The sequence below is a fragment of the Rhizobium sp. M10 genome, assembly GCF_002531955.1.
In the GTDB taxonomy this organism is placed as follows: domain Bacteria; phylum Pseudomonadota; class Alphaproteobacteria; order Rhizobiales; family Rhizobiaceae; genus Rhizobium; species Rhizobium etli_C.
The window spans coordinates 1-22,742 of the sequence record NZ_NWTA01000032.1 but is presented as its reverse complement, the minus strand read 5'-3'; the positions used below and the strand labels follow the sequence as shown (position 1 = coordinate 22,742).

21 protein-coding genes and 6 pseudogenes are annotated in these 22,742 nt (G+C 57.1%); 9 read left to right on the top strand and 18 right to left on the bottom strand.

The window, feature by feature from the left end:
* Positions 1–191: 191 nt before the first annotated feature.
* The 3 genes and pseudogenes from CO671_RS34610 to hisC form a co-directional block, all read left to right on the top strand.
* A pseudogene (locus tag CO671_RS34610) lies at positions 192–434 on the top strand (hypothetical protein); the annotation flags it as partial.
* A 39-nt stretch (positions 435–473) separates the two neighbouring features.
* A pseudogene (locus tag CO671_RS30190) lies at positions 474–1,018 on the top strand (adenylyl-sulfate kinase); the annotation flags it as partial.
* A 158-nt stretch (positions 1,019–1,176) separates the two neighbouring features.
* A complete protein-coding gene (gene hisC, locus CO671_RS30185; protein ID WP_008536542.1) occupies positions 1,177–2,280 on the top strand; it encodes a histidinol-phosphate transaminase in 1,104 nt (367 codons plus the stop codon).
* Positions 2,281–2,711: 431 nt separating this feature from the next.
* Here hisC and CO671_RS30180 read toward each other — a convergent pair whose 3' ends face one another.
* From CO671_RS30180 to CO671_RS30100, 15 genes are all read right to left on the bottom strand, one after another.
* On the bottom strand, positions 2,712–3,650 hold the full coding sequence (locus CO671_RS30180) for an SIR2 family protein (RefSeq protein WP_008536543.1): 939 nt from the start codon (positions 3,648–3,650) through the stop codon (positions 2,712–2,714).
* 30 nt (positions 3,651–3,680) lie between these two features.
* Positions 3,681–3,893 carry a putative nitrogen fixation protein NifT gene (gene nifT, locus CO671_RS30175; protein WP_004678514.1) on the bottom strand — a complete coding sequence of 71 codons (213 nt, stop codon included), beginning with the start codon at positions 3,891–3,893 and terminating at the stop codon, positions 3,681–3,683.
* A gap of 4 nt (positions 3,894–3,897) precedes the next feature.
* The gene (locus tag CO671_RS30170) at positions 3,898–4,215 is read right to left on the bottom strand and encodes a nitrogen fixation protein NifZ (protein ID WP_008536544.1); all 318 of its coding nucleotides are present in this window, start codon (positions 4,213–4,215) and stop codon (positions 3,898–3,900) included.
* A 64-nt stretch (positions 4,216–4,279) separates the two neighbouring features.
* On the bottom strand, positions 4,280–4,486 hold the full coding sequence (locus CO671_RS30165; RefSeq protein WP_008536545.1) for a 4Fe-4S binding protein: 207 nt from the start codon (positions 4,484–4,486) through the stop codon (positions 4,280–4,282).
* A 34-nt stretch (positions 4,487–4,520) separates the two neighbouring features.
* A complete protein-coding gene (gene nifB, locus CO671_RS30160) occupies positions 4,521–5,999 on the bottom strand; it encodes a nitrogenase cofactor biosynthesis protein NifB (protein ID WP_096765018.1) in 1,479 nt (492 codons plus the stop codon).
* Between the two features lie 213 nt (positions 6,000–6,212).
* Positions 6,213–7,901: a nif-specific transcriptional activator NifA gene (gene nifA / locus CO671_RS30155; RefSeq protein ID WP_011053431.1), complete on the bottom strand. Its 1,689-nt coding sequence runs from the start codon at positions 7,899–7,901 to the stop codon at positions 6,213–6,215.
* Between the two features lie 220 nt (positions 7,902–8,121).
* Complete coding sequence (locus CO671_RS30150; protein ID WP_004678523.1) at positions 8,122–8,421, bottom strand: ferredoxin family protein; 300 nt, start codon at positions 8,419–8,421, stop codon at positions 8,122–8,124.
* A 12-nt stretch (positions 8,422–8,433) separates the two neighbouring features.
* Entirely contained in the window at positions 8,434–9,741 is a 1,308-nt protein-coding gene (locus tag CO671_RS30145) for an FAD-binding protein (protein WP_008536548.1), read from the bottom strand.
* Between the two features lie 9 nt (positions 9,742–9,750).
* Entirely contained in the window at positions 9,751–10,860 is a 1,110-nt protein-coding gene (locus CO671_RS30140; RefSeq protein WP_008536549.1) for an electron transfer flavoprotein subunit alpha/FixB family protein, read from the bottom strand.
* A 15-nt stretch (positions 10,861–10,875) separates the two neighbouring features.
* Positions 10,876–11,724: an electron transfer flavoprotein subunit beta/FixA family protein gene (locus tag CO671_RS30135; protein WP_004678528.1), complete on the bottom strand. Its 849-nt coding sequence runs from the start codon at positions 11,722–11,724 to the stop codon at positions 10,876–10,878.
* 176 nt (positions 11,725–11,900) lie between these two features.
* Positions 11,901–12,284, bottom strand: coding sequence for a nitrogenase stabilizing/protective protein NifW (gene nifW / locus CO671_RS30130; protein ID WP_004678534.1), 384 nt, complete (start codon positions 12,282–12,284; stop codon positions 11,901–11,903).
* 339 nt (positions 12,285–12,623) lie between these two features.
* A complete protein-coding gene (gene nifS / locus CO671_RS30125; RefSeq protein WP_004678544.1) occupies positions 12,624–13,820 on the bottom strand; it encodes a cysteine desulfurase NifS in 1,197 nt (398 codons plus the stop codon).
* A 969-nt stretch (positions 13,821–14,789) separates the two neighbouring features.
* The gene (locus CO671_RS30115) at positions 14,790–15,107 is read right to left on the bottom strand and encodes an iron-sulfur cluster assembly accessory protein (protein WP_004678546.1); all 318 of its coding nucleotides are present in this window, start codon (positions 15,105–15,107) and stop codon (positions 14,790–14,792) included.
* 528 nt (positions 15,108–15,635) lie between these two features.
* Positions 15,636–17,087 (bottom strand): RNA polymerase factor sigma-54, encoded by a 1,452-nt coding sequence (rpoN, locus tag CO671_RS30105; RefSeq protein ID WP_097608935.1) that lies wholly within the window; start codon positions 17,085–17,087, stop codon positions 15,636–15,638.
* 75 nt (positions 17,088–17,162) lie between these two features.
* A complete protein-coding gene (locus CO671_RS30100) occupies positions 17,163–17,702 on the bottom strand; it encodes a peroxiredoxin (protein ID WP_004678566.1) in 540 nt (179 codons plus the stop codon).
* 527 nt (positions 17,703–18,229) lie between these two features.
* On the opposite strand from CO671_RS30100, the pseudogene CO671_RS34365 reads away from it, so the two are divergent.
* A pseudogene (locus CO671_RS34365) lies at positions 18,230–18,448 on the top strand (cobyrinic acid a,c-diamide synthase); the annotation flags it as partial.
* Positions 18,449–18,505: 57 nt separating this feature from the next.
* A pseudogene (locus CO671_RS33505) lies at positions 18,506–18,595 on the top strand (L,D-transpeptidase); the annotation flags it as partial.
* On the opposite strand, the gene CO671_RS30095 reads toward CO671_RS33505, so the two are convergent.
* Both CO671_RS30095 and CO671_RS33925 read right to left on the bottom strand, forming a co-directional pair.
* Positions 18,585–19,301 (bottom strand): Crp/Fnr family transcriptional regulator, encoded by a 717-nt coding sequence (locus CO671_RS30095; protein WP_097608937.1) that lies wholly within the window; start codon positions 19,299–19,301, stop codon positions 18,585–18,587. The pseudogene CO671_RS33505 and the gene CO671_RS30095 overlap by 11 nt on opposite strands.
* A 596-nt stretch (positions 19,302–19,897) precedes the next feature.
* Positions 19,898–20,071 (bottom strand): hypothetical protein, encoded by a 174-nt coding sequence (locus CO671_RS33925; RefSeq protein ID WP_010009909.1) that lies wholly within the window; start codon positions 20,069–20,071, stop codon positions 19,898–19,900.
* Between the two features lie 306 nt (positions 20,072–20,377).
* Between CO671_RS33925 and CO671_RS30090 the strand changes: the two genes are divergently transcribed.
* From CO671_RS30090 to CO671_RS30075, 4 genes and pseudogenes are all read left to right on the top strand, one after another.
* Positions 20,378–21,556 carry a cytochrome P450 gene (locus tag CO671_RS30090; RefSeq protein WP_010009913.1) on the top strand — a complete coding sequence of 393 codons (1,179 nt, stop codon included), beginning with the start codon at positions 20,378–20,380 and terminating at the stop codon, positions 21,554–21,556.
* Positions 21,557–21,576: 20 nt separating this feature from the next.
* The gene (locus tag CO671_RS30085) at positions 21,577–21,831 is read left to right on the top strand and encodes a ferredoxin (RefSeq protein ID WP_004678571.1); all 255 of its coding nucleotides are present in this window, start codon (positions 21,577–21,579) and stop codon (positions 21,829–21,831) included.
* Between the two features lie 204 nt (positions 21,832–22,035).
* Positions 22,036–22,278, top strand: a pseudogene (locus tag CO671_RS30080) (nuclear transport factor 2 family protein); the annotation flags it as partial.
* Between the two features lies 1 nt (position 22,279).
* Positions 22,280–22,492, top strand: a pseudogene (locus CO671_RS30075) (transposase); the annotation flags it as partial.
* Here CO671_RS30075 and CO671_RS34040 read toward each other — a convergent pair.
* Positions 22,420–22,742 (bottom strand): hypothetical protein (locus CO671_RS34040; RefSeq protein ID WP_210201926.1); only part of this gene is annotated, 323 nt, incomplete at its 5' end. The pseudogene CO671_RS30075 and the gene CO671_RS34040 sit on opposite strands and share 73 nt — an antisense overlap.

Sequence of the window (22,742 nt, the reverse complement as noted above, 5' to 3'; positions counted from 1 at the left end):
TGGTCCAACGCATCCCTGCTTTCGGCCGCTGGAGGGGACGCGCGGTCGTCTTTACGCCGCGAGTGCCAGGGAGGTCACGTCAAAGTCTAAGAAACCCGTATATTCGACATACAAAGCATCGATAATTCCATTCATACAATCCATTTTACCAATCTCCCGTGATGATGCATTAGGAATGATCTCAGACGCGAGTGACGGCGAAACATTTGACGATCCGGACTGGCTATAGCGCGAACCCGAGAGCAACGGCGCCGACATGCATCGGGGCGGCCACTGCTTCGATCGCACAGTGCGGGCTTCAAAAACAGCAGCAGGAAATACCAAAGGAGGTCTTTGCATGTTCTGAGGTGCGGTGGAAGCTGTGCTGGGAAAACGAGCTGGAACTCATCGACCACGTCGATCCTCCCGAGCTCTTTCGCAAAGCCCAAGGGCCGACCGGGGTCTTCAATTTCAGTGGCAGCCAAAGCTGGGCAAGGCGCGCCGACAACCTGCATTGGCAGGCGACCGACGCTGACAAGGGCGCGCGCGGCGATGAAGAGTCAGCAGCCAGCCGTCCTTTTGTTCACTGGACTTTCCGGCTCCGGCAAGTCGACAATCGCCAATGCGCTCGACCGGCTGCTGCATGCCCACGGGAAGCACACCTACATCCTCGACGGCGACAACGTGCGCCACGGGCTCAATCGCGACCTGGCTTCAATCAACCCGATCGCGTCGAGAACATCCGCCGCGTTGCCGAGGTCGCCGAGCTGATGGAGGAGGGGAGCTTATTGAAATCCTCGTCGACACGCCGCTTGAGGAATGCGCGCGACGCGATCCGAAGGGGCTTTATCGGAAGGCGCTCGCCGGCAAGATCGCCAATTTCACCGGCGTTTCCTCGCCGTACGAAATCCCTGAGGGCGCTGAATTACATCTCGAAACGGTTGGCCACGACCCTGCGGCGTTGGCGTTTGAGATCGAACAGTTCCTCGAAAGGCGAATGGAGCAAGTGACGCATGAGTGTGAGAGTGGGGAGGCTTGACCATTGGCGGCTTGAAGCGGCCGCGGCGGTCCTTGGCCTATTAACTACGCGGCGACCGTAGCAGCCCGCAGGCGGCCCGCGCCAACGTCCGATGTGGCTTCAACAGGAGACGGCCGATCACGCGCTCACGACTCGGCTTACTGAAACGGAGAAAAGATATGGCTGATGCAAAGCTGCAAGCCGTGCTTTCGGCTCTTTCGCCGATGGCGAGACAGCTAAATGCGCTACCCTCCAATCAACCGGGGCGAGATGCGAACTGCGTTAAACTAAACACGAATGAGAATCCGTTTCCGTTGCCGATGATGGTGTTGCAAAGTGCGCTGGCGGCCCTCGAACGGCATTATCTGTATCCCGAAGATGACAATCTGAGCTTGCGCGACGCAGCCGCCAGCGCGTATGGCCTCTCCCAGGATCAGGTGGTCGCCGGGAACGGCTCGTCGGAGCTGCTTGGGCTCATCTACAGAGCATTCCTCGACCCGGGAGATAGCGTTGCGATGATATCGCCAGGTTTTTCCTTTAACCGCAAACTGGCCAAGTTGCAGGGTGCCAGATTTCTCGAAATCGAATGGGGCGAGTCTTATTCTCTGCCAATCGAGCAGCTGCTTCTTGGTCCAGCAAAAGATGCAAAATTCATACTGCTGGCCAATCCGAACAATCCAACGGGAACATTCGTTCCGGTGGCTGAAATCGACCGCCTCGTCGCGCAATCGGACCAGTTGATAGTGGTGGATGAAGCGTATGTCGACTTTGCACCCGATGATGCCCTGCGCCTAGTCGATCGTCATCCAAACCTTCTAGTATTGAGAACACTTTCGAAAGGCTTTGCAGCCGCGGGAATTCGCGTCGGTTTCGGCTTTGGTCATCCCGAACTTATTGGGAGGCTACGCAACCTGCAAAATGTCTTTAACATGAACGTGATCGGCCATGCGGTGGGCATTAGTATCCTTTCGCACCGCGCCGACTACGACGAGAACCACAGATATATTAAACATGAAAGACACAGAACGACCACTGCCTTGTCTCAATTGGGCTTTTCTGTCATTCCCTCCCACACAAACTTTTTGCTAGCTCGGGTGCCACCCGGACGAGATGGCAAATGGTGGCAAGCGTCTTTGGATAGGCAGAACATACTTGTAGCCGTCTTTCCCGATGCCGGTTTGGAAAATTTTATCCGCGTCAGCATCGGCACCAGAACCCAAATGGACGCGTTCCTTTCAGCCGCCAGGGACATCATTTCTGGAAGTATGAAGACGCAGAGCTAGGCGGTTAGAATTATTGGCCACACTGCTTGTCACTTGGAAACACCAAGTATCGAAGTCCATATTGTGGGATAAAGATCACAAATAAGCGCAAGACCGTAAAGCGTGTGCCGTCTCGATCCCGTTGATTACGCGTGTTATTGGCGCACGAGTGGAGCACCCGGTGGCCGATGCGAGGCTTATTTCTGGCGATTCCGGCCGCGGCTCTGCCGCTGTATTGGGAATGGTTAATCGGTCCTTCGATTGACATTGAGTGAACAGTAATCTGCGGTCGTCGCCGATCTTCCGTCGATCACCTGCGACAGAACCTCGATCCGCTAAAGATCACGCTCGCTCATCGCCATTGATCCCACCCGCAATCCCCCACGCCAGCAAACGTGGGCAGTATGGCATTCGAACTTGGCAGAAACAGAACGTTTTCAATCTGCGGCACTCTAGCCGCTACAGAGATTCGAAGCGGAAGCCGTGCGGCCATGGTCACCATCCGCCTTGCTACCAAATGGTACAAGCAGAGCCGCGGCTTCGCCGATCGGCAGGTCGACCACCGTGATTCCGCTTGCTGCAAGGAAACGGCGCTCGTTTTTGGTAAGGCCTTCCGCATCAAGTACTGCAAAGTGGGGGCCGTGAGAGCGCTTGATGATCTGTCGAGCGTAGATCCGGAGCATCTGATCGTTGAAGCGGCAGCCAATGAAAAGAAAACCGCGATCTATACGCCGTTCTTTCACCATTCCAGGTATTGGCGTCTGGATATCGATTTCGGTTAGGACTTCCACGTAATCGGAATCGGACACCAGAAAGTTCGAAGCTGGTATAACACTGCCGTACGGCGCATAGAGGACCGTCTTTGGCGCTGAGACGCATTCGACGTCTCTCCCGGACAGATCGTAAGTTTTTGTCCAAATGTCGCCGCCGCCGTTTGCACGCGTGACGCCCTGAATCTCGACGACATCCGTTCGACCGGTCTTCGCGAAAGCCGCACGCATTGTCCCGTCGTACCAGCCGTCGACGATAAGGGAGAGCGGCAGCGTTGCGAGCCAGTCGTGGAGGGCGGTCGGCGCCACGGGTGCTCCAAATATTTCTGCCATCCAGGCCTGAAGCGTCCGGCGATGCCGTCGCTGTTCAATAAACTGCGCGACTGACCACATATTGCTGCGTATCCTGGAAGGGGCAGGTGTGCGTTCGTTGAGTGCCGCGGAGACGGCTTCCGGGGTGTCCGGTACAGGTGGTTCCGTGGATTGCAGCCGAAGGAGATCTGGACCGAGATAGGGAACGATCCGATCCGCAGCGAGCGCTTCCTGGAGCAGCCTAAGTCTTTTTTCGGCGTCACCGTTGCGAATGATCAGGAGACGGTCCGAGGTTAAAATTTTGTTCATGCTGGTTTCTCTTACCTCTCGTTTGCAGCATCAGTCCTCGTCAGGAATCTTCCTTGCGTGGACGGTGATCGGCAGAGGCGTATCCCGCGATAGCTTGGGCAAGACGAGTCTCCAGCCGTTCCTGAGAGTGATCGTGCCGCCCCACATGTCATCAGCCTCGACATCTACGATCGGCTCTTCGAGATCTTTCTTTGGTACGTAAGCCGACAAGCCGGCGCTCGTTCTGCGAATCATTATCTTCATGTCGCTATTCCTTCGTTGGGGGCCCCGCGATTTCAGCAGGGCCGCAAGCAGCGGCGTTGTCTAGACTCGTCAGTTCACGGGCACGCATGCCGACGATAGTGCCACGTTCGACCCATTCGACGGCATAGATGTAAAACTGCTGGAGAAAGGTGCCGATGTCGCGCACATAGCCTTCGTCGCCCTTCCGCACCAAATTTTCGCCAATTTTTTTGCCAGCATAGGTGCCGTCATTCTTTACGTGAAGTCTGGCCCGCACCCGCTCGCCGGGTGTAAATCGTGGAGGCCTGTGAATTTCGACCTCCTGTTCACGTCCAAGGCCCATGGGCATTCCTCCTTGCAGGATGTCATTGAAGGCTTCTCCGCAGGAGCCCCGACCATGCTGAAGGTCAAATCGCAGGTGCGGCGGGGACGCAGGTCTTCGGCACGGGGCAAACCTCCGCGCATTGCTGCGTTTCGAAGGTACCCTTGCATTCGGTGCATTTTTCCGGGTCGATAACGTAGATCTCACCTTTGAACCTGATCGCACCGGAGGGGCATTCGAACTCGCAGGCACCGCACTGGGTGCATTGGGACGCTATGATCCTGAAGGCCATTTTTAAACTCCTGAAGATGTTGGATTAAGAGCGCTCACGCCGTCGCCGCTTGTGGTTCGACGCCAAACTTGGCGGCGTAGAGGGTGCCGATGGCGGTCTCGATGTAGTCATAGCAATAAGCATCCGTTGCCCGAACCCCGGCCTCCATGAGCTTAGTCTTAGGGCACTCCCCGATCTTGGCGCATAGCACGACGTCAATACCGACCAGCGCAGTTATGATGCCGTCGAGGGTGGCTTCCTCGCCCCTGCCTCCGAGGCAATACTGTTCGATCTTGCGATGCCCGACGTAGGTGATGCCTCTCGACGAAGCTTCGTATACTTGGAACTCCTTCGCATGGCCGAAGTGCTCGTTGATGCGACCGCCACCCTTTGTCGCGACCGCGACGTGGAGGGACCCATCGCCGGCTGCTTTGACTGTCTCGATTGCCTCGCTCTTGGCGGTCGCGTGATCGCCGCGTTCGCGGGCGATCACTTCCCGATAGGCCTCGCGCTTACGGGCGTCATAGGTGATCTCTCCGGGAAGCTGGTCGAGTGCGAACTCCTGGCCCCGATCATCCCCAAGCAGGCCGACGGCATCGGCCCTACACTGCCGGCAATGGCGCATTAGCTTTGCGCCGCCTTCGAGACGATCCTGGAGCGCCTTCAATTCGAGCGCCCGCGGGCCGCGCTGTCCGGTCAAGCCGTAGTAGGTGCCATGGGCCGGATCGGAAATAAGCGGCATGACGTTGTGCAGGAACGCCCCCCGCTCCTTGACCCATTTATTTACCTCGACCAGGTGTTCGTCGTTGACACCAGGAATCATCACCGAATTGACTTTGGTGATGATGCCGCACGCGGTCAGCATCTCCAGGCCCACCATTTGCCGCTCGTGCAGAATTCTCGCAGCTTCGATGCCGGTGTAACGACGGTTGCGGTAAAAGATCCAGGGATAGATCTTTGCGCCGATTTCAGGGTCAACCATGTTGATCGTAATTGTCACGTGATCGACATTCATGTCGACAAGTTCGGCGACGTGATCCGGCAGCGCAAGCCCGTTGGTGGAGATGCACAGCTTGATGTCGTGGATCTCCCCCGCAACTCGTTCGAACGTTTCCTTTGTCTTCTTCCAGTCGTAACAGGCATCGCCCGGTCCGGCGACACCCAGCACGGAAAGCTGCGGCACTTCGTTGGCGACGGCAATGACCTTGCGCAGCGCCTGGTCTGGCGTCAACTTTTCCGAGACGACCCCAGGGCGGCTTTCGTTGGCGCAGTCATATTTACGATTGCAATAGTTGCACTGGATATTGCAGGCTGGTGCGACCGCGACATGCATGCGCGCGAAATAATGGTGAGCCTCTTCTGAATAGCAGGGGTGGTTTTTGATCTTCGCCCAGATAGCCTGGTCCACGTCGGCCGGTTTTGTGGACGCGCCACATGACGAGGATGTGCAGCCACTCGGTTTCGCGGTCGCCAGCAATTGATCCAAGGATGTCGTGCTGGTCGCACTTTCAAGCGAAATCATCGGTGCGGACATTGAGTGCTCCGTTGCTAGTTGACGTCGCCTTTCAAAACGCAAAAGCCATGCCATCCCAAGGACGGGATTTGCTTTAAGAATTTGCATTTATTGCCCGATTCCGACCGTGTTCGGACACAGACTTGTCAAGCTTCCGACAGTCGACAAAAGAGTTGTCCGTAAGCCACCAAACCAGGCATTGGAGATCGAGAAGGTCCAACATCACCCAGGCGCTTAAAGCTTTTTCACCTCGATGCGATGCTGGCGTAGAGCATAGCCGACCTGACGAGGCGTAAGGCCGAGAATACGAGCCGCTTTGGCCTGAACCCATCCGGCCTTTTCCATCGCCTCGATCAACCGGTCCCGTTGCGTGAGGCGCGACTCCATTGCGGGACAACCGGAACCGTGCGGATCACAAGCCTTGACGGAAGATACCTCGTCCGACGCACCGATGCTCCCGCCCGAGCGCGGCGATGAAGTCGGCATCACATTGCTCCGGGCATGCCCATCGACGGTGATGCCGCCGGGCGACCCGTCGGTTTTCCAGAGGAGCGACGAAAGGCACTGGCTGTTCTTGCAGGCAAAATCAGACGAAACGATCGAGCTTGAACGCGCAAGGGTGGCAGTCCTTCGCACGCAGTTTTCGAGTTCCCGGACGTTACCTGGGAAATAGCATTGCGACATCACCTCGATCGCCGACGACGAAAACGTCAGCTCGCGTTGGTTCTCCTTGTTGAATCGGTCAAGAAGAGCGTTCGCAAGGCGTGGAATATCGCCGGGTCGCTCTCGAAGCGGCGGCAGGACAATTGGAACTACGCTGATGCGGTAATACAGGTCGGCCCTGAATTCGGCGTTTGCAACAGCCATCTCGAGGTTCTTATTCGTGGCGCATATGAGCCGGACGTCGACCGCAAGCGTCTTGGTTCCGCCCACCCTCTCCAGTTCGCCTTCCTGCAGGACGCGCAGCAGTTTGGCTTGAAAGGCGGGCGAAATCTCGCCAATCTCGTCAAGTAGAAGCGTTCCGCCATTTGCCAGTTCGAAGCGTCCGGCGCGCTGCGCGATGGCCCCGGTGAAAGCCCCTTTTTCATGCCCAAACAGCTCCGATTCCAGGACGCCTTCGGGCAGCGCGGCGCAGTTCAATTTGACGAACGGCTTGTTTTTACGAGGGGAAAGTTCATGGATCGCCTGTGCAAAAAATTCCTTGCCGGTGCCGCTTTCGCCCCGCAGAAGCACGGTGGAATTCGTCCTCGCCACCACCGAGACGGTTTCAACCACCTGCTGGAGAGCCGGGCTATCCCCGATAATCCCGTCGATTTTGACGGGTGGATGTCGGCCCGGCGCGCCCCTTTGCGCGATGATCGGCTTCTCCGGTCTCTCTTGTTCGCCGATAGGTCGCCGACCCTCCAGGTTCAGGAAACGATGAAGCCTGATCGTCCGACTGACCAGATTGGCGACCATGGTCAGAAAGCGAACGTCCTCGTCGGCGGGGAAGGGGGCGGCGTCGTTCCTGACGCGATCGATCGATATTGTGCCAAGTATTTTATTATCGGCTTTTACCGGAACGCCAATAAAAGAAATTGGGACGGTGCCGCTGCTCCAAGGCGGTTGCGGCTCAGCCTGAAATAATTCGGACTTGCTGACATCCTTTACGATTAAGGGCATACCGGTCGTCGCGATATGGTCGATTACGGCCTTAGGTATAACGCCTCGAGCGGCTGATTGAGAGGATGGGGGGATGTCGCCAGTTGCGGCAATCTCGGGCTGACCTTCAGCGTCTAGAACAACGATTGCTCCGCATCGAATCTGCAGAAAGGAAGAGAGGACGTTCACGACGTTGGCAAGCGTAATCTCTAGCCGGGCGGGGGCAGTCAGTACCTTTGATATCTCGTAGATTCCGCTGCGCTGCGTGCCCGCTTGGCGCATAGGTCCAGCAGGTAGCGCAGATAGGGGTTCCGCTCCATCGACCGGTCGGGCGGGCATGTGGGTCATTATATGGCCTTGGGTTGTCTAACGTTTCTTATCACCCTTGCTTGCATGTATATATAGTAATTTCTAATACCAATCTGCAACGCGCACCTCTGCAAGTTTCCGATGCGCCCGTCTGCAAACCCAAGTTGGTTCTGAATCGTGGAGTTGCAAACCTTTATCCGAACTTGAAGAGAACGCCGAAACCGCCTCTCGGATAGTTCCACTCGATATCTCCACTTGCCTCGCAGAGTACGCGGCACGTGCCGCACTCCATGCACCCGTCGGCGATAACCTCCACTTGGCCCTGGTCATTCAATTCGTAGCACTTGGCCGGACAGACACTTGTGAGGGCATACAGATTTACGCTTGGCCAATCGTGTGGACGCACCCTAATATGCGGGCGTCCGGCATCGACCACGTATCGATTTTGGTAAAGCTTGTCCTCTACGCGTATGTTCGTCACTGCAACCGTCATCTCATCTCTCCTTTATCGCCACGCGCGCGCCAAGCGAACCGCGTCACCAAACAGCCCCCAGCGGGAGCGTGCCTTGATGAAGGTGCCCGTGGTCGCCCGTTCCTTGTCGATCTTCGGGGTGCCATCGACTCGCACAAAGTTCTGTGCGGCCTGCGACAGCAACCTTGGATAAGTCGTGAAGAAATTGCGGGAATTGGTGTGCAGCAGGGCAGGCATGTCCTTGTATTTCCGCAAGTCTTTGATAACGAACGACTTTTCAAGCATCGACTTGTAAAGGGAGAGGTTCTCCTTGACCATCGGCTTTTTGCGATTCTTGATCTGGACGATTGCTTCGCCGGCGATGCGCCCCGACGTCATGGCGAGGTTGGACCCCTCGCGGTGCACCGCATTATTAAGTTGTGCCGCGTCGCCGACGACGACCCAGCCGTCACCAAAAAGCTGCGGAATTGCCTTGTAACCACCTTCTGGAATGAGATGCGCCGCATATTCCTTGACTTCCGCTCCTGCGATCAGCGGCTTTACCGACGGATGGCTTTTGAATTTTTCGAGCAGATCATAAGGACTTTCCATTGTTGCCGCGAATTCGGAGACAAGGCAGCCAATGCCGATCGAGATCGATTCTTTGTTGGTGTAGAGGAAGGCAAGCCCGGCCATGTTGCGAGAGATCGTGCCAACTGCCTCGATGACGCAGCCTTCATTGGCCTGGAGGCCGAACCGCTGGTCAATTACCTCTTCGGCCAGGAAATGCATTTCCTTGACGGCGAGCGCGACAGTTTCCGGTTTTGGCGTGTCACGCAATCCAGCACGCGTGCCGAGCAGCCCATTGACGCCCTCTGCGAGAACGACCACGTCAGCAAGAATCACGTCGCCGGCGCGGTCGGTGCGAACGCCAATCACCTTGCCCTTTGGATCACGAACGAGTTCCGTCACGGTCGTCTCGCATAGAAGCGTCGCTCCGGCCTCGCGCACCTTGCGTGAAAACCATTTGTCGAATTGGGCGCGAATGACCGTGTAGCGATTGTGTCTCGACTCGTTGAAGTCGTCCGACCGGTATTGCATACCGATGTGGGACGAGTCGTCCATCATCCAGAAGCGCTGCTCGACTAAGTGCCGCTCCAGAGGCGCATCATCCCGGAAATCCGGCAGGATTTTCTCCAGCATGTCCGCGTACATGATGGCGCCCTGCACATTCTTGGAGCCCGGATACTCGCCACGCTCCAACTGCAGCACCTTCATGCCGCGGTTCGACATCGTGTAAGCAGCTGCGTTTCCGGCCATGCCGGCCCCGATAACTATGGCGTCGAAGTTTTCCTCAGTCATGGGGCGCCCTCAGTTTGCAAGCTTATCGCGACTGTGCGGCGACAGTCGATGGGTGAAGAGTTCCGTTAATGACGGCAGTAAACGGATCGCATCGGTGACGACGCCGAGGTGGGCGAAATCAAAAATCGGCGCGTTAGGATCGGTGTTAATGGCTAAAATAAGATCAGCTCCCTCGACGCCAACGCGATGCTGGATGGCGCCGGAAATGCCGGCTGCTATGTAAAGCTTCGGCCGGATAGTTTTGCCAGTTTGGCCGATCTGCCGATCAGCAGGCATCCAGCCCTTTTGGACGAGGGGGCGCGAACAGCCATAATCGGCCCCGATCGTCCGCGCGAGTTTCTTCATAAGCTTCACGTTCTCCACCGCGCCGAGACCGAGGCCTCCAGCAACCACGACGTCCGCATAGGCGAGATTCGCCGTCGCCGACTGGCCATCGGACAAGAAACCGAGGACCTTAGTGACGATCTCTTCCTCGATCATCGACACTTTGTGTTGAATGACGCGTCCGATCTTATTATTCCCGCGCGGAGGCATGGCCATGACCCTCGGCCGGACCGTTGCCATCTGCGGCCGGCAGTTGAGCGTGTAGATCGTGCAAAGCAAGGAGCCGCCGAAAGTCGGCCGGGTCGCCGCAAGCGAGCCGTCCGCATCCACATCAAGTTCGGTGCAATCCGCCGTGAGCCCTGTCAACAAGGTCGTCGCCACGGAACCGGCAAGGTCGCGCCCGAGCGTCGTTGCCCCTAAAAGAAGGATTTCCGGTTTGTAGTTAGTAACCAGATCCGTCAATGCTTTGGTGAAAGGCTCATTTCGGTAGTCGGCGAGCAGTGGGGCCTCGACGAGGTAGGCCAGGTCGGCGCCATAAGCAAAAGCCTCGGCGATGGCAAACCACGTGGCCTCTCCCGGTGGTCCGAGAACGACGCCGGCAAGCTGGACGCCCAGCTTGTCGGCGAGCTTGCGGCCTTCGCCGAGCAGCTCGAAGGAGACGGGATGCACCTGATCGCGCTCCAGCTCCATGAAGACCCAAACGTGCCGATGGTCCTTAAACTGATCGGGCAGCTCTTTCTTCATGGCGGCACGGCCAGCGGCTGGAGGAGGGCTCTCTCGATTCGTGCTCAACATCGTCGCTCCTTGCCTTCATTCGCCGTCAAAGGCGAGTTCGCTTTCGAGCGCCGGCTGGCGCAAAAAGATCCCAGCGATCAACTCCTCCGCGAGATCGCGCGGTGTTTTTTCCGCGGTGTCGATCTGCTCCGCCTTTTCCGCCCGCTCAGGAGGGGCAAAGACCCTCTTAACGACGGTTGGCGAGCCACGCAGGCCGCACTTGGTGAGGTCCTCTATGCCAGCGTCGGCCGCATTCCACTTCACGATCTGGCTGCGCGCGGCCCGTAGCGCGTCATCGAGCGAGCCGCGGCGGATTTCGTTTGTGCCTTCGAGCATTGTAATTAGGCAAGGGAGCTTGCTCATCAGCGTCTGCGTGCCCCCTTCCGAGCGGCGCTCCACCGTAATCTCGCGCCCATTGATGTCGACAGAGACGATTTTGGCAACGTAGGTGAGCTGCAGGAGGTCGAGGCGCTTGGCGATGCCAGGCCCAACCTGGGCGGTATCGCCGTCGATGGTCTGTTTGCCCGTAAAGACGATATCGGGCGTACCGAAGGCCTCTCCGATCTTCGCGATGGCTCGCGAAAGAGCAAACGAGGTCGCCAGAGTGTCGGAGCCGGCAAAATGACGGTCGGTCAAGAGTACGGCGCGGTCGGCGCCGTAGGTGAGCGCCTTGCGCAACGCGTCCTCTGCCATGGGCGGCCCCATGGTGAGCACGGTCACCTCGCCGCCATGGCGGTCGCGCAACTGGAGCGCCTCTTCAAGGGCGAACAGATCATAGGGGTTGATGATGGTTGGCACTCCCTGACGCATGATTGTGTTCGTCACCGGATGCACTCGTATTTGTGCGGAGTCCGGTACCTGTTTGATACAGATAACTATGTGCATGGCGGTTTCTTACTCCCTCCCTCTATGGGTGGCGGGCTTGTCAGTACACATGCTTGCGTGCATCATTCGTGCCAACCGTTTGGCGTTCTCTATCACATTGAAATGGCTTCGATTCCGACGTTGCTAGCATATGACTGAATTGTAAGCTTCCCGACATTGTCGTGTCGCAACCGTGCTCACTTCTTTTCGAACGGCTTCAGGAAAGAGTCTAACGGGACAACGGTGCGGCCGGGTGTGACAGGTCTGTTCGGATTGTGGTCCTTGAGCACCTTGAAGACCCGGTGCGAGAGCGGCGCGGAGGTCGCGAAATCACAGTAGGCCCTTTCCAGTATGGCACGGGCACGAGCAGCGATTACCCGGTCTGGGAGATGGGAGAAGTCCTCTGCCGCGAGGTATTGGCCCATACGCTTCATGATATGGAGTCGTGAGACATCGAGAACCTTCGGGTCATAGGGGACCCCTAGGGCTTCGAAGAACTCCTCCGCAGCCGAGAGAGATTTCAGCCGATTGAGGATGTCTTTGACATCGACGGGACTGCTGTCAGCGGAGCAACGGCACATAAGATTCCCCCTGGTCGTGAGCGGTGATCGCGAGATCGTTCTCCCGTAGCTTAAGCTGCAACGTACGGAATGCGTGGTTCGACGCGGCTAGGCGCAAGGCAGTCGCGTTGCAACTGGAGTCGGCATAGGCTGGTGGTCGGATGCGATCCACCGATGGTGTCGAGAGATTGATTAAGATGATATGGCGCTGGGCCCCCTCCATGAACACGCATGGGCGGTGAACCGGCGATCTATGTGACTGAGAGCCCCGGCTTTTACCTGATCGTTCATACGATGCCGGTGCCGTCATGCAGGTCGTATCGGTGAAAAGGAATTGCCGTTTCATGAGCGTGCCTGCTCCTACTCCCCTGAACGAACCCGGCTGCTCGTGTCGGCCACGTGGCCGGAACGGGATTGGCTCCGGAGCCTTTCAACGATGCCCGGTAAAACTTCGAGCACCCGGTCGACATCCTCGTCACAGTTATCGCGCGAGAACGAGAAGCGGATTGTTCCGTGCGCCATAGCATGAGGGATATCCATTGCCCTCAAGACATGGCTCGGCTCCAGCGAACCGGAGGAGCAAGCAGAGCCGGAAGAGCAGGCGATGCCATAGCGGTTGAGAAGAAGGAGCATACTGTCTCCTTCGACACGTTGAAAGGCGATGTTCGCCGTGTTCGGCAACCTCTTAAGCCTATCGCCGGTTACGAAGGCGCCTGGAACACGCTGGACAATGCCGTTCTCCAATCGATCTCGGAGCGACTTTAATCGGGTGCTCTCGTCGTCTATTGATTTCAGGGCGAGTTCGGCAGCCTTGCCTAAACCGACAATCCCGGCCGTATTTTCTGTCCCTGCGCGTCGGTCGCGCTCCTGATGACCTCCCTTGATCAGTGAGGAGAAAGATAAGCCCCGCCTGAGATAGAGTGCACCAATGCCTTTTGGTCCATGGAATTTGTGTCCGGACAACGAAAGCATGTCGATTGCAGTAGGTTGGAGGTCCATTGGAACCTTGCCGACCGCCTGGACCGCGTCGGTGTGGAAAAGTGCACCGATTCTCTTGGCCATCTCGGCAAGCTTAGCGACCGGGAAAATGGTTCCCGTCTCGTTGTTCGCCCACATGATCGAAGCAATCGCTACACGATGAGTGAGGGCGGTCTCATAGGCGTCAAGATCGAGACGTCCATGTCGATCCACTGGGATCCTGTGTACCTTAATGCCGCGCGTCTTCTCCAGATGGCCGCAGAGTGTCAGCACCGCTGAATGCTCGACTGCGGAAGTCACGATCTCTGTGCGCTCAGGCATCACCTCCAGCGCCGAAAGGATCGCCGCATTGTCGCTTTCCGTCCCCCCCGAGGTGAACACGATCTCATGATCGAACTCGGCGCCGATCAGCGCTTGCAATTGCCGGCGCGCCTTCCTCACCGCCTCGCGGATGGAGGAGCCAAAAGCGTGCGTCGACGAAGGGTTTCCAAACTGATCCGCAAAGAACGGCAGCATGGCTTCAACCACTTCAGGATCGACTCTGGTCGTTGCATTATTGTCGAGATAGATCGCTCTCATGGGTGGATCTCGACTGAGGGGAAGCGGTGACAATGCTGCGGCGTCTTGCACATGCTGTTGTTTGCTAACCTCGGGCAAGCAGCGCGGGGTGGAGTCGTGCGATGGCGCGTCACGCGATCTTGTTGGCATCGATAACGTCGCATCGCCGCCATCAGTAGGAAGGGAAGAACGTTGTGCGCTCGCGCCTTTTCCAACGGTTGGATTCGCCGCGGCTGCTTAACTAGATGGGTCGCCAGCTTAGCTTGTCGCTGAGAACTGAACTGTTGCAGGCTGCGGCGATTTTTAGACCCTGTCCTACGCGATTGCCGGCTACAACATCGATTTCGACCCTGCCAATTTCTCCAGGCCTCAGATTTCTGTTGTGACGGTCTGATCGTCCTCCTCTGCCGGAGCGAGGCTTTCGACGACCAGTACTGTATAAACCGCTGACACGTCTTCGACGGCTTGAACGAGTGTCGTCCGTCTACTGCCAGATCTAGCGAAGTGAGCGACTTGGTCATGAAATCAAGCCTCTTGACACGCACGCGTCTTCGCTCACCTTTCCTCGGCGCGGAACTGCTTGCAGAGGGAGCGTCTCCTTTGGAATCCTGGCCCGGATGCCCGCCAAAAAATTTTGCTGCCTCAGGATAATCCGTTGATGAGCAGACCTTTTTCTCCGGCAGCAAACCGCTTAAAAAGCCTGCTGTCTCCTGACGGACGGTTTGAGGCGCTTCGGCGGGCTTTAGGGTTATGAGTTCGGCCAGCGCTGGCGAGAAGGCGGTCGCTGGGTTGGAACGCAAGGACGACGGCGTCACCAGAAACGCTTCCACCGTTGGATCGACTCCAATTATCAATTCAGGCCCTCTACCGTAGGAAACTGCCGCGGTCTCGCTGAGGGGATTTTCCTGCACGCCGTCGTTCTTCGGATTGAAAAAGGAAACCATGACCTTTTCGCAATAATTCCGCATGGCTCTCTCGCTTTCTCGGTGATCAGCCGAAGGATTTGCCGCAAGTGCAGTTCTGGTGCGCATTGGGATTGTCGAAGACAAAACCGGAGGTTTCTGGTCCCGTCACGAAGTCGATCGTCATGCCGTTGATGTGTGCTTGGGAGTCTGCGTCAACGAACACCTTGACCCCATTTGTTTCGATCACCGCGTCGCCCTCGCCCTGGACGCTTTCTAGCCCCACCAGGTATTTGTAGCCGGCGCATCCACCTGCCTCGACCGCGATGCGAAAGCCTTCCGCCTGCTCGGCTCGGGAAAGCGTTACGTTCATGATGGCGGCGGCATTCTCTGTGAGCTTGATCATGGGATGATTCCTTTTTGTTCGATGGCGCATTTTCGGATTACCGTGCATGCGTCGTGCCAAGCGGTAAGGAAGGCCAAGAGTTCGATCAGCCCGCGTGTTGTATTCCTGCGTCGTCGAACATCGGAGATCTCGAAAGCGCGCCAACTCCAGAACGTCTGCCCGCGTATCTCCGTCTATCATTTTCGGTTGAGGCTCTCGTTGCCGCCGCACCGAAATCCCAGCGGTTCGGCGAAAATGAATGGGAGGCGACAACTGCTTCTAGATTTGTCGCTTGCGCGACATAAAAATTCTGCACGAGTTTCGTGATTAACCGCTTAGCCCCTAAGCGCTTGGGCTATGGAACAGACATCTAATCTTTTCTAGAACGTTAGCTTAAGCGGCCGGAACAACTTTTGAAGCTCCCGTGACGAGGCTGCGGTCGCCAGCCCATATGAAGTCGATCCTCCATGGAGAGGACTAAGCACAATGTCACATGTGCCTCAGTTCCGCGGTTTTTGGGAAAAGGGCATCACCTACGGTACAAAGGACTTATCCCTCCGCGGCCGCCAGTACAAACCGTTTCTCCCGCCGTCGTTGCGCGGACGAGGGGATGTTCATCGCCTCGCGATATTTGGCGACTGTGCGGCGAGCAATGTCGACGCCTGTTTCCTTGAGCTTGGCAACGATGCCATCGTCGGACAGCACATCATGGAGCGTCTCTGCGGCAATAAGTGCCCTTATCTGATGGCGCACAGCTTCGGCCGAGTGCGCGTCACCGCCTTGTGAGGACGGGATCGCGACGGTGAAAAAATACTTGAGCTCGAACACGCCGCGGGGCGTGAGAATGTATTTGTTCGACGTTACCCGACTTACAGTGGACTCGTGCATGTCGATCGCGTCAGCGATGGTCTTAAGATTGAGAGGGCGAAGATGAGCAATGCCATCTTCCAAAAAGACATCCTGGTGGCGCACGATTTCGGTCGCCACCTTAAGGATCGTCGTGGCGCGCTGATCGAGACTCCGAACCAACCAGCTCGCGCGCTGGAAGCATTCGTTCAGGAATGACTGATCTTTCGAGCTTTGGGCGGTTAGGCGAGTAACTTGCGCAAAATAGGTTTGGTTGATCAGTACCTTGGGCAAAATCTCCCGATTAAGCTCGACGTGCCATCCGCCTCCCGGCGAGGGTAGGACGAAGACGTCGGGTATGATGGATTCCGACCTTGCGGACTGGAACTGGTTTCCAGGCTTTGGGTCAAGTGCACGAATTTCGTTCAACATATCGAGAAGGTCGTCTTCATCGACCCGGCAACGTCGCTTCAGTGCTCGAAAATCGCGTCGCGCAAGCAACTCGAGATTTGCGACCAGAGCTGCCATGGCCGGGTCGAACCGGTCTCGTTGGCGCAACTGAATCTCGAGGCATTCGCCCAGACTTCGCGCAAATATGCCCGGCGGGTCAAATAGCTGCAAAGCCTCAAGAACCCGCTTCACTCCAGCCTCAGGGCTATTTAGCCTCTCTGCTAGCTCCAGAAGGTTCACTTGCAGATACCCAGTGTCATCCAGATGGTCGGCAAGCGCGCCAGCAATCAGCCGCTCCTGGGGTGTGAAGGCAGTGAGGGCGATCTGATGGGCGACATGTTCGTGCAATGTCTCAGTTGAGGCGGCGAACTCATCCAGGGAAGGCCTTTCCCCCGGCGAAAGGTTGCCTGTGTCACGGATTGATTTCCAGGGACTAGACAGCTCAGGCATGTCCGTCCTGGCCGGTCCATCAACGTGGTCTTCGCGTGCGCTGATATTTGGATCATCCGCCGCAGTTGGCGATACGCCAGAAGCCCCGCCGTCATTCGACGCCAGGTCGAGAAATGGGTTCTTCTCGATTTCCTGTTCCACGAACTGATTCAGTTCGGTGTGCGCCAGCTGCAGCAAGCGAATAGACGCGATGAGCTGGGGCGTAATAACCAGCGATTGCTGCTGACGCTGATGAAGGCTTGTAAAGGACTTCATGGTTCGAGCAAAACTCCTATCGTTCGGCGCAGGTGTGCACGACAAGTCGTAGCTGCTGGTCGTTGGCTTCAATGCTCATACGAAGGCTGGGGCCTTAAGGCATTTCAAAATGTTTTGCGGCGAAGAAACGCCATACGGATCGGTTGCGCAGTTGTCGCCAAAGCCTTCTTCCTCGAACCACCCCTCCACGACGCCATTATTGATCACGGCAGCGTAGCGCCAGGAGCGCAGACCGAAACCGAGATTGTCCTTGGCGACGAGCATACCCATTTTCCGAGTGAATTCTCCCGAACCGTCCGGGATAAGCTTGACATTTTTCAACCCCTGAGACTTGCCCCAAGCATTCATGACGAAGGCATCGTTGACGGAGAGACAGTAGATGTCGTCAATGCCATTCTTCTTAAACTCGACATAAAGACTTTCGAAATCAGGCAGTTGGAAGGTGGAGCAGATTGGCGTGAAGGCGCCCGGCAGCGAAAAAAGGATTACCCGCTTACCGCTGAAATAGTCGTCGGTCGTCTTGTCTTCCCAGCGGTAGGGGTTGGGACCGGATATAGACTCGTCGCGAACCCGCGTGCGAAAGGTGACAATAGGGACCTGCTTTTCCATGGTCATCAATGAAGCTCCTCTAGGAAAATTTATTTGCGGCCTCTCAGTCACGGCTAACACGAATCCGACCTCGGCCCACACGCCAGGGCAAGCAAGCGTCATGCCATTTGGCCTGAAGGAGATGGACTTGCGGTCAGCACAGGGCCTTCGTCGCCGCACTCGTGCGCTGCTCGTGCGGGCGAGCGAATTGTGAAGCCGTTGTGCCGCGCTGACGGCCGGGCGCTGTTTCGGCTACTTCCGACCGCATCTCGATCAAGGTTTCTCTGCCGCCTTTTAGAACCTTAGCATACTGCCCGCCAGTCCGGTCGCGGCGGGAAGGCGCGGGTCACGAGGTTTGAGGTTCTGCTCGTGCGTATGTCTACCCGCGCACGTTTTCTTGTTTGAAACTGCACAAGAAAGTTTGAGGTCCGACAAAAAGGGGGCGCCAGGCTCGGACCGCGCATCGAAAAATGGTGAAACGCAAACGGCTCCGATAATTTCGTCACAGAAGACGACGATGGCGGATATCCGCAGGTTGGGGGCGTGAAGAGCTCGCAGCCGCCAATATCGATCGGCTGATGCCGACCGGCACCCGGGTCGCGCTATGTAGCCTTTGGCCTACGAGCATTTGTTGCTCGGCTGACGTCGCCGCGGAGCTGATATTTTGTTCCTCTCACCGCTCACCGCTCAGCTCGCTGGCGACCTGCTGGGCGCCCGGCGCCGATGGCGACGCCACCCACCTGCCCGGCGGCTATCCCGAGCTGCAAGCCGGCGGCTCCGGGACTAGAAGTTTTCTCGCCCGGAATGCTCGATGTGGTAGCGCCCGGCACGTCCGTCTGCATCCCGACAATGCCGCCTAGTTCTTTACGCTGGCGCGCCAGGCTGGCCTTTCCAATACGCGGGTGGTAATTACCCGCTGATTTTCTTTGCGAGCGCATCCATGTCGGGCACGGTGATATGCCGGATGTTCTCGATGCGGATGACGCCCTCTTTGCGAAGCCGGGTCAACTGGCGGCTGACGGTTTCGATCGTCAGCCCGAGAAAGTCGGCAATCTCGGCACGCGATAGCGGCAGATCGAAGGCAGTGCTCGTCGCCGTCTCGGCGTGGGCGGCAATGAGGTGGAGCAGGCTTGCGACCTTCTCCTCGGCGGTCCGCCGGCCGAGCGTCAGCATCCATTCGAGCGCGGCATCCAGCTCATTCAGCGCCTGAGCGTGCAGGCTACGCTGCAATTCCCTAGTCTCCAATATCATGCGTTCGAGCAAATTGCGGGGGAACACGCAGATCTCCGCATCGGTCGCGGCCTCGGCCGACAGCGTGCTTTCGCGCACGAAGGGGCGGCCGACGAAATCGGGGGCGAATTGCAGGCCAACGATCTGCTGGCGCCCGTCCGACATCACCTTGCAGAGCTTCACCACGCCGCGCGTGATGTTCGAATAGAAAGAGTTTTCCGATCCTTGTGCAATGATCTCGCAGCCTGCGTCGACCTTGCGGCGCAGCGAGTGGCGGCCAAGTTCGCTAAGCTGGCCAGCCGACAAGGCGCCGCAAACGACGCCGTGCCGCGCCTGGCAGGAACGGCAAGCGACGGAAGTGCCAATCACGAGAACCTCACTGCGTGCGACGTCCATGTCCTGATCCCTTCGAAAACCGCCTATGCCGGACATGCCCGAGACGACCACGCGGCCGTTGCGACTTCGGCTATCCCTATTTCTTCCAGCGCGTCTTTGATGGCTATCAATTTCATCGGGATTGCGATTTGATCCAGATCAAATCTCCGTACCCACGCTCTTGCCGTGCCAGGCAGGGTAGTTTGTGGATTTGTTTCGGACGGCATTTTCGGCCCGCCGCTTGAGCGGGCTTTCTGCGGCCATCGCCTTCCGTCTCGGCGGACGGTAGGCCACCATACCCATTGCTGTCAGGCAACACCCAATCGGCAGATTGCCGCCGACTCTTAGGGTGGTGTCGTCGGGCTGGTAGAACTGACATTCAGGACAAAGGAGTAGCACGCTTCGAGCTGTTCCCGGAATTCCGCCGCTAGCTCGATGCCACAATTCAAAGCTACCCACCCTCAAGCTATCCCACTGCATCGCAGTACATCAGGACATTCGTTACTCGTCGCGCTGTCTCTGGCCCCCGGCTGTGGTGGCTGGAAAAAAGTCGCACCTGAATAGATGGCATCCGGCACCTGATGTCGGGTTTTGTTAGATACGCGACACGGCCTTGATCAGCCAATCTTTAGTTCTGCCTTGAGCCAAAGCGCTGAAAGGCAATTGAAAAATTTCTTTCCGGCCAAATCAATCAAATTGGCATGAACTTTGAAGTTCTTCTTGCGGGGCGGCAAGGACTGTCGGCCGGTTTCTTTGGTGACCGCCATGGAGCGGAGGAAATCAAAATGCATCTGTGCTCAGAACGCATTTACCGGAAGAGAGGTACCCGTGAAAATCCGATGTCGACCGGAAGGGCGGGCGAGGCATCCAAGAAATTTCGACTTCGGCCAACAAAGCAGCGTGGATTTCGAGCCGCACGGCGATCTGATCGCTGCATCGCATGTCATTGGCGCCTCGCGCTGCTGAGATTGGAAATCTGGCGCTCAACGATTTTGCTCGCTCCCTCTCCGAGGAGAATTCGTTCTCGGCGAAGGGGCTTTGATGACAGGAGAAAAGCAGTGGCTACCATTAGGGTTCCAGAACATGTCCCTCCCGAAATGGTGAAGGACTTCAGCCTGTTCACGTCGCCCGGCATGGAGCGCATGCCAAATGGGGATCCGCACGCAGCTGTCGCTTGCCTCCATAATGGACCGAGAATCTTTTATTCTCCCTGCAATACGCGCGATGGCCGAGGTACCTGGGTCATCGTTCGCGCTCAGGACCAACGCAAATTGCTGCAGGACACCGGAACCTTTTCCAGCCATCGGAGCCTTTTCGCCTCGGCGCTTGGCGAAAACTGGCCGCTGATCCCGCTTGAACTCGACCCCCCGGCTCACAGCGTGTTTCGCTCACTTCTCAATCCGCTGCTTTCGCCCAGGCGGATAATGGAGCTTGAACCGGCGGTCCGTGATCGGGCGATTGCGTTGATTTCCAAGATTTCCGCGTCGAGCACAAGCTGCGACATCTTGACGGACTTCGCCTTTCCTTTTGCGGTTAGTATCTTCCTCCGTTTGCTCGGCTTATCCGATGAGCGCCTCAATACATTCGTGGGCTGGGGGAAGGACCTGCTCCACGGCGACGGCATCAGACGAACCGCAGCCGCCCGAACAATTTTGGCGTTCATCGATGAACTTGCAGCGATGCGCCGCAAAGAACCGGCCGACGATTTCATGACCTTCGTCGTGCAGGCAAAGGTCGACGGCCGCCTGTTGAGAGACCAGGAAATCCATGGAATAGGCGTGCTTCTATTCGTCGCGGGACTGGACACCGTGGCAACGGCGATCGGCTTTGACCTGGCCTATCTCGCGCGCAATCCGACAGAACAGGAATTGCTGCGGAGCAAACCGGATCGAATTGTGCTCGCAGCCGAAGAACTGCTTCGCGCCTATTCGACCGTGCAGATGATCCGTGTGGCGACGAAAGATATCAATTTCGAAGGCGCGCCGATCCGTAAGGGGGACTACATTTCCTGCGCCACGATGATTGCCAATCGTGATCCGGTGGAATTCGAAAATCCGAACACGATCGATTTGGCACGAGAAGACAATCGCCACACCGCTTTTGCGTACGGTCCCCATCGCTGTCTTGGATCACACCTTGCCCGGCGAGAGATCGTCATCGGCCTGGAGGAGTGGCTGTCGCGCATCCCTGACTTCCGTATCAAGGATGGTACGGCGCCCATCACCTATGGGGGCCACGTGTTTGGAATGGAGAATCTGATCCTGGACTGGTCCTGATAATTGAGAGGAGGAAAGACATGGAGTACCGTATGCGCGTCATAGTGCACACTTCCAAATGCCAAGGTCATGCAAGATGCTGGGCCCAAGCGCCCGAAATATTCAATCTTGACGACGAGGGATACATACTGCCCGGTGCAATCGATGTCGAGGAGAGGGACGAACTGTTCGCGTCGCGAGGCGCTCGATCCTGCCCTGAACGTGCGCTGGAGATAGATTGCGTTTCGGATGCGTTGCTCGATCGCCTTTTGTTCAACCAACATTGTGGGGGTTGAAACGCAACGCAACTGGTGCATGACGGCGCCGTCGCTGTCCAAACACCTTACCCGCAGCTCTCCCATTGATGTCTACTTCTAAGGGCAGTTGTTTACATGCATGCCTAAGCAGAGGGAGGGTTTTTCCTTACGTCAGCCGAGCAGTTGAAAGCTGGCTGCGTCACTGGATGGGTAAGCGCCCCGATATCAGATGTGCGACAAGCGATGAAACACAAAAAAATTACCGAATTGCTCGACCGCGAGGCGCTCCGCGACTGCCTCTATCGGTATTGCCGCGGGATAGACCGCGCCGATGAAAGGGCGCTGCGCAGTTCCTACTGGCCCGATGCACGTGACAATCACGGGACCTATTCCGGTTCGGCCGAGGGCTTCATCGAGTTCGCCCTTGGTGTCTTCAAGACGGGACCGCGCAACATCCATCAAATCACGAACATTCTGATTGAGTTCAAAGCCGACTGATAATGCTTTCATCGAAGCGTTCAATGGCCGCTTCCGTGCAGAATGCCTGAACCAGCATTGGTTCCTGACCCTTGCGGATGCCCGCGAAAAGATGGAGGATTGGCGTAGATACTACAATGAGGAAAGACCTCATGGTGCGATCGGCAACAAGGCGCCGATCTCGTTGGTGAATTCGGGAGGCGCAACCAGCCCGCCTCCCTGAATGAAGCCGGAAAACTCTAGCATCCGGTGGTCCAACGTTTGGGAGCGGTTCAAGACCGCCGAGGCTCTAATCGCCGTCAGCGGCAGGTCAGGATCGAAAGCTTCAACATTTTTCGATTGGGAGCTGGGTGCGATTGTCTCCAGTTTTCGGATCCGTTGTCCTGCTGATAGTCGCGGTCGACCTAGCGGTGCAAGTGATGCCATCACGACACCGTCTGTCGGCTTTGTCTGATCGGCGACATTAGGTTTGT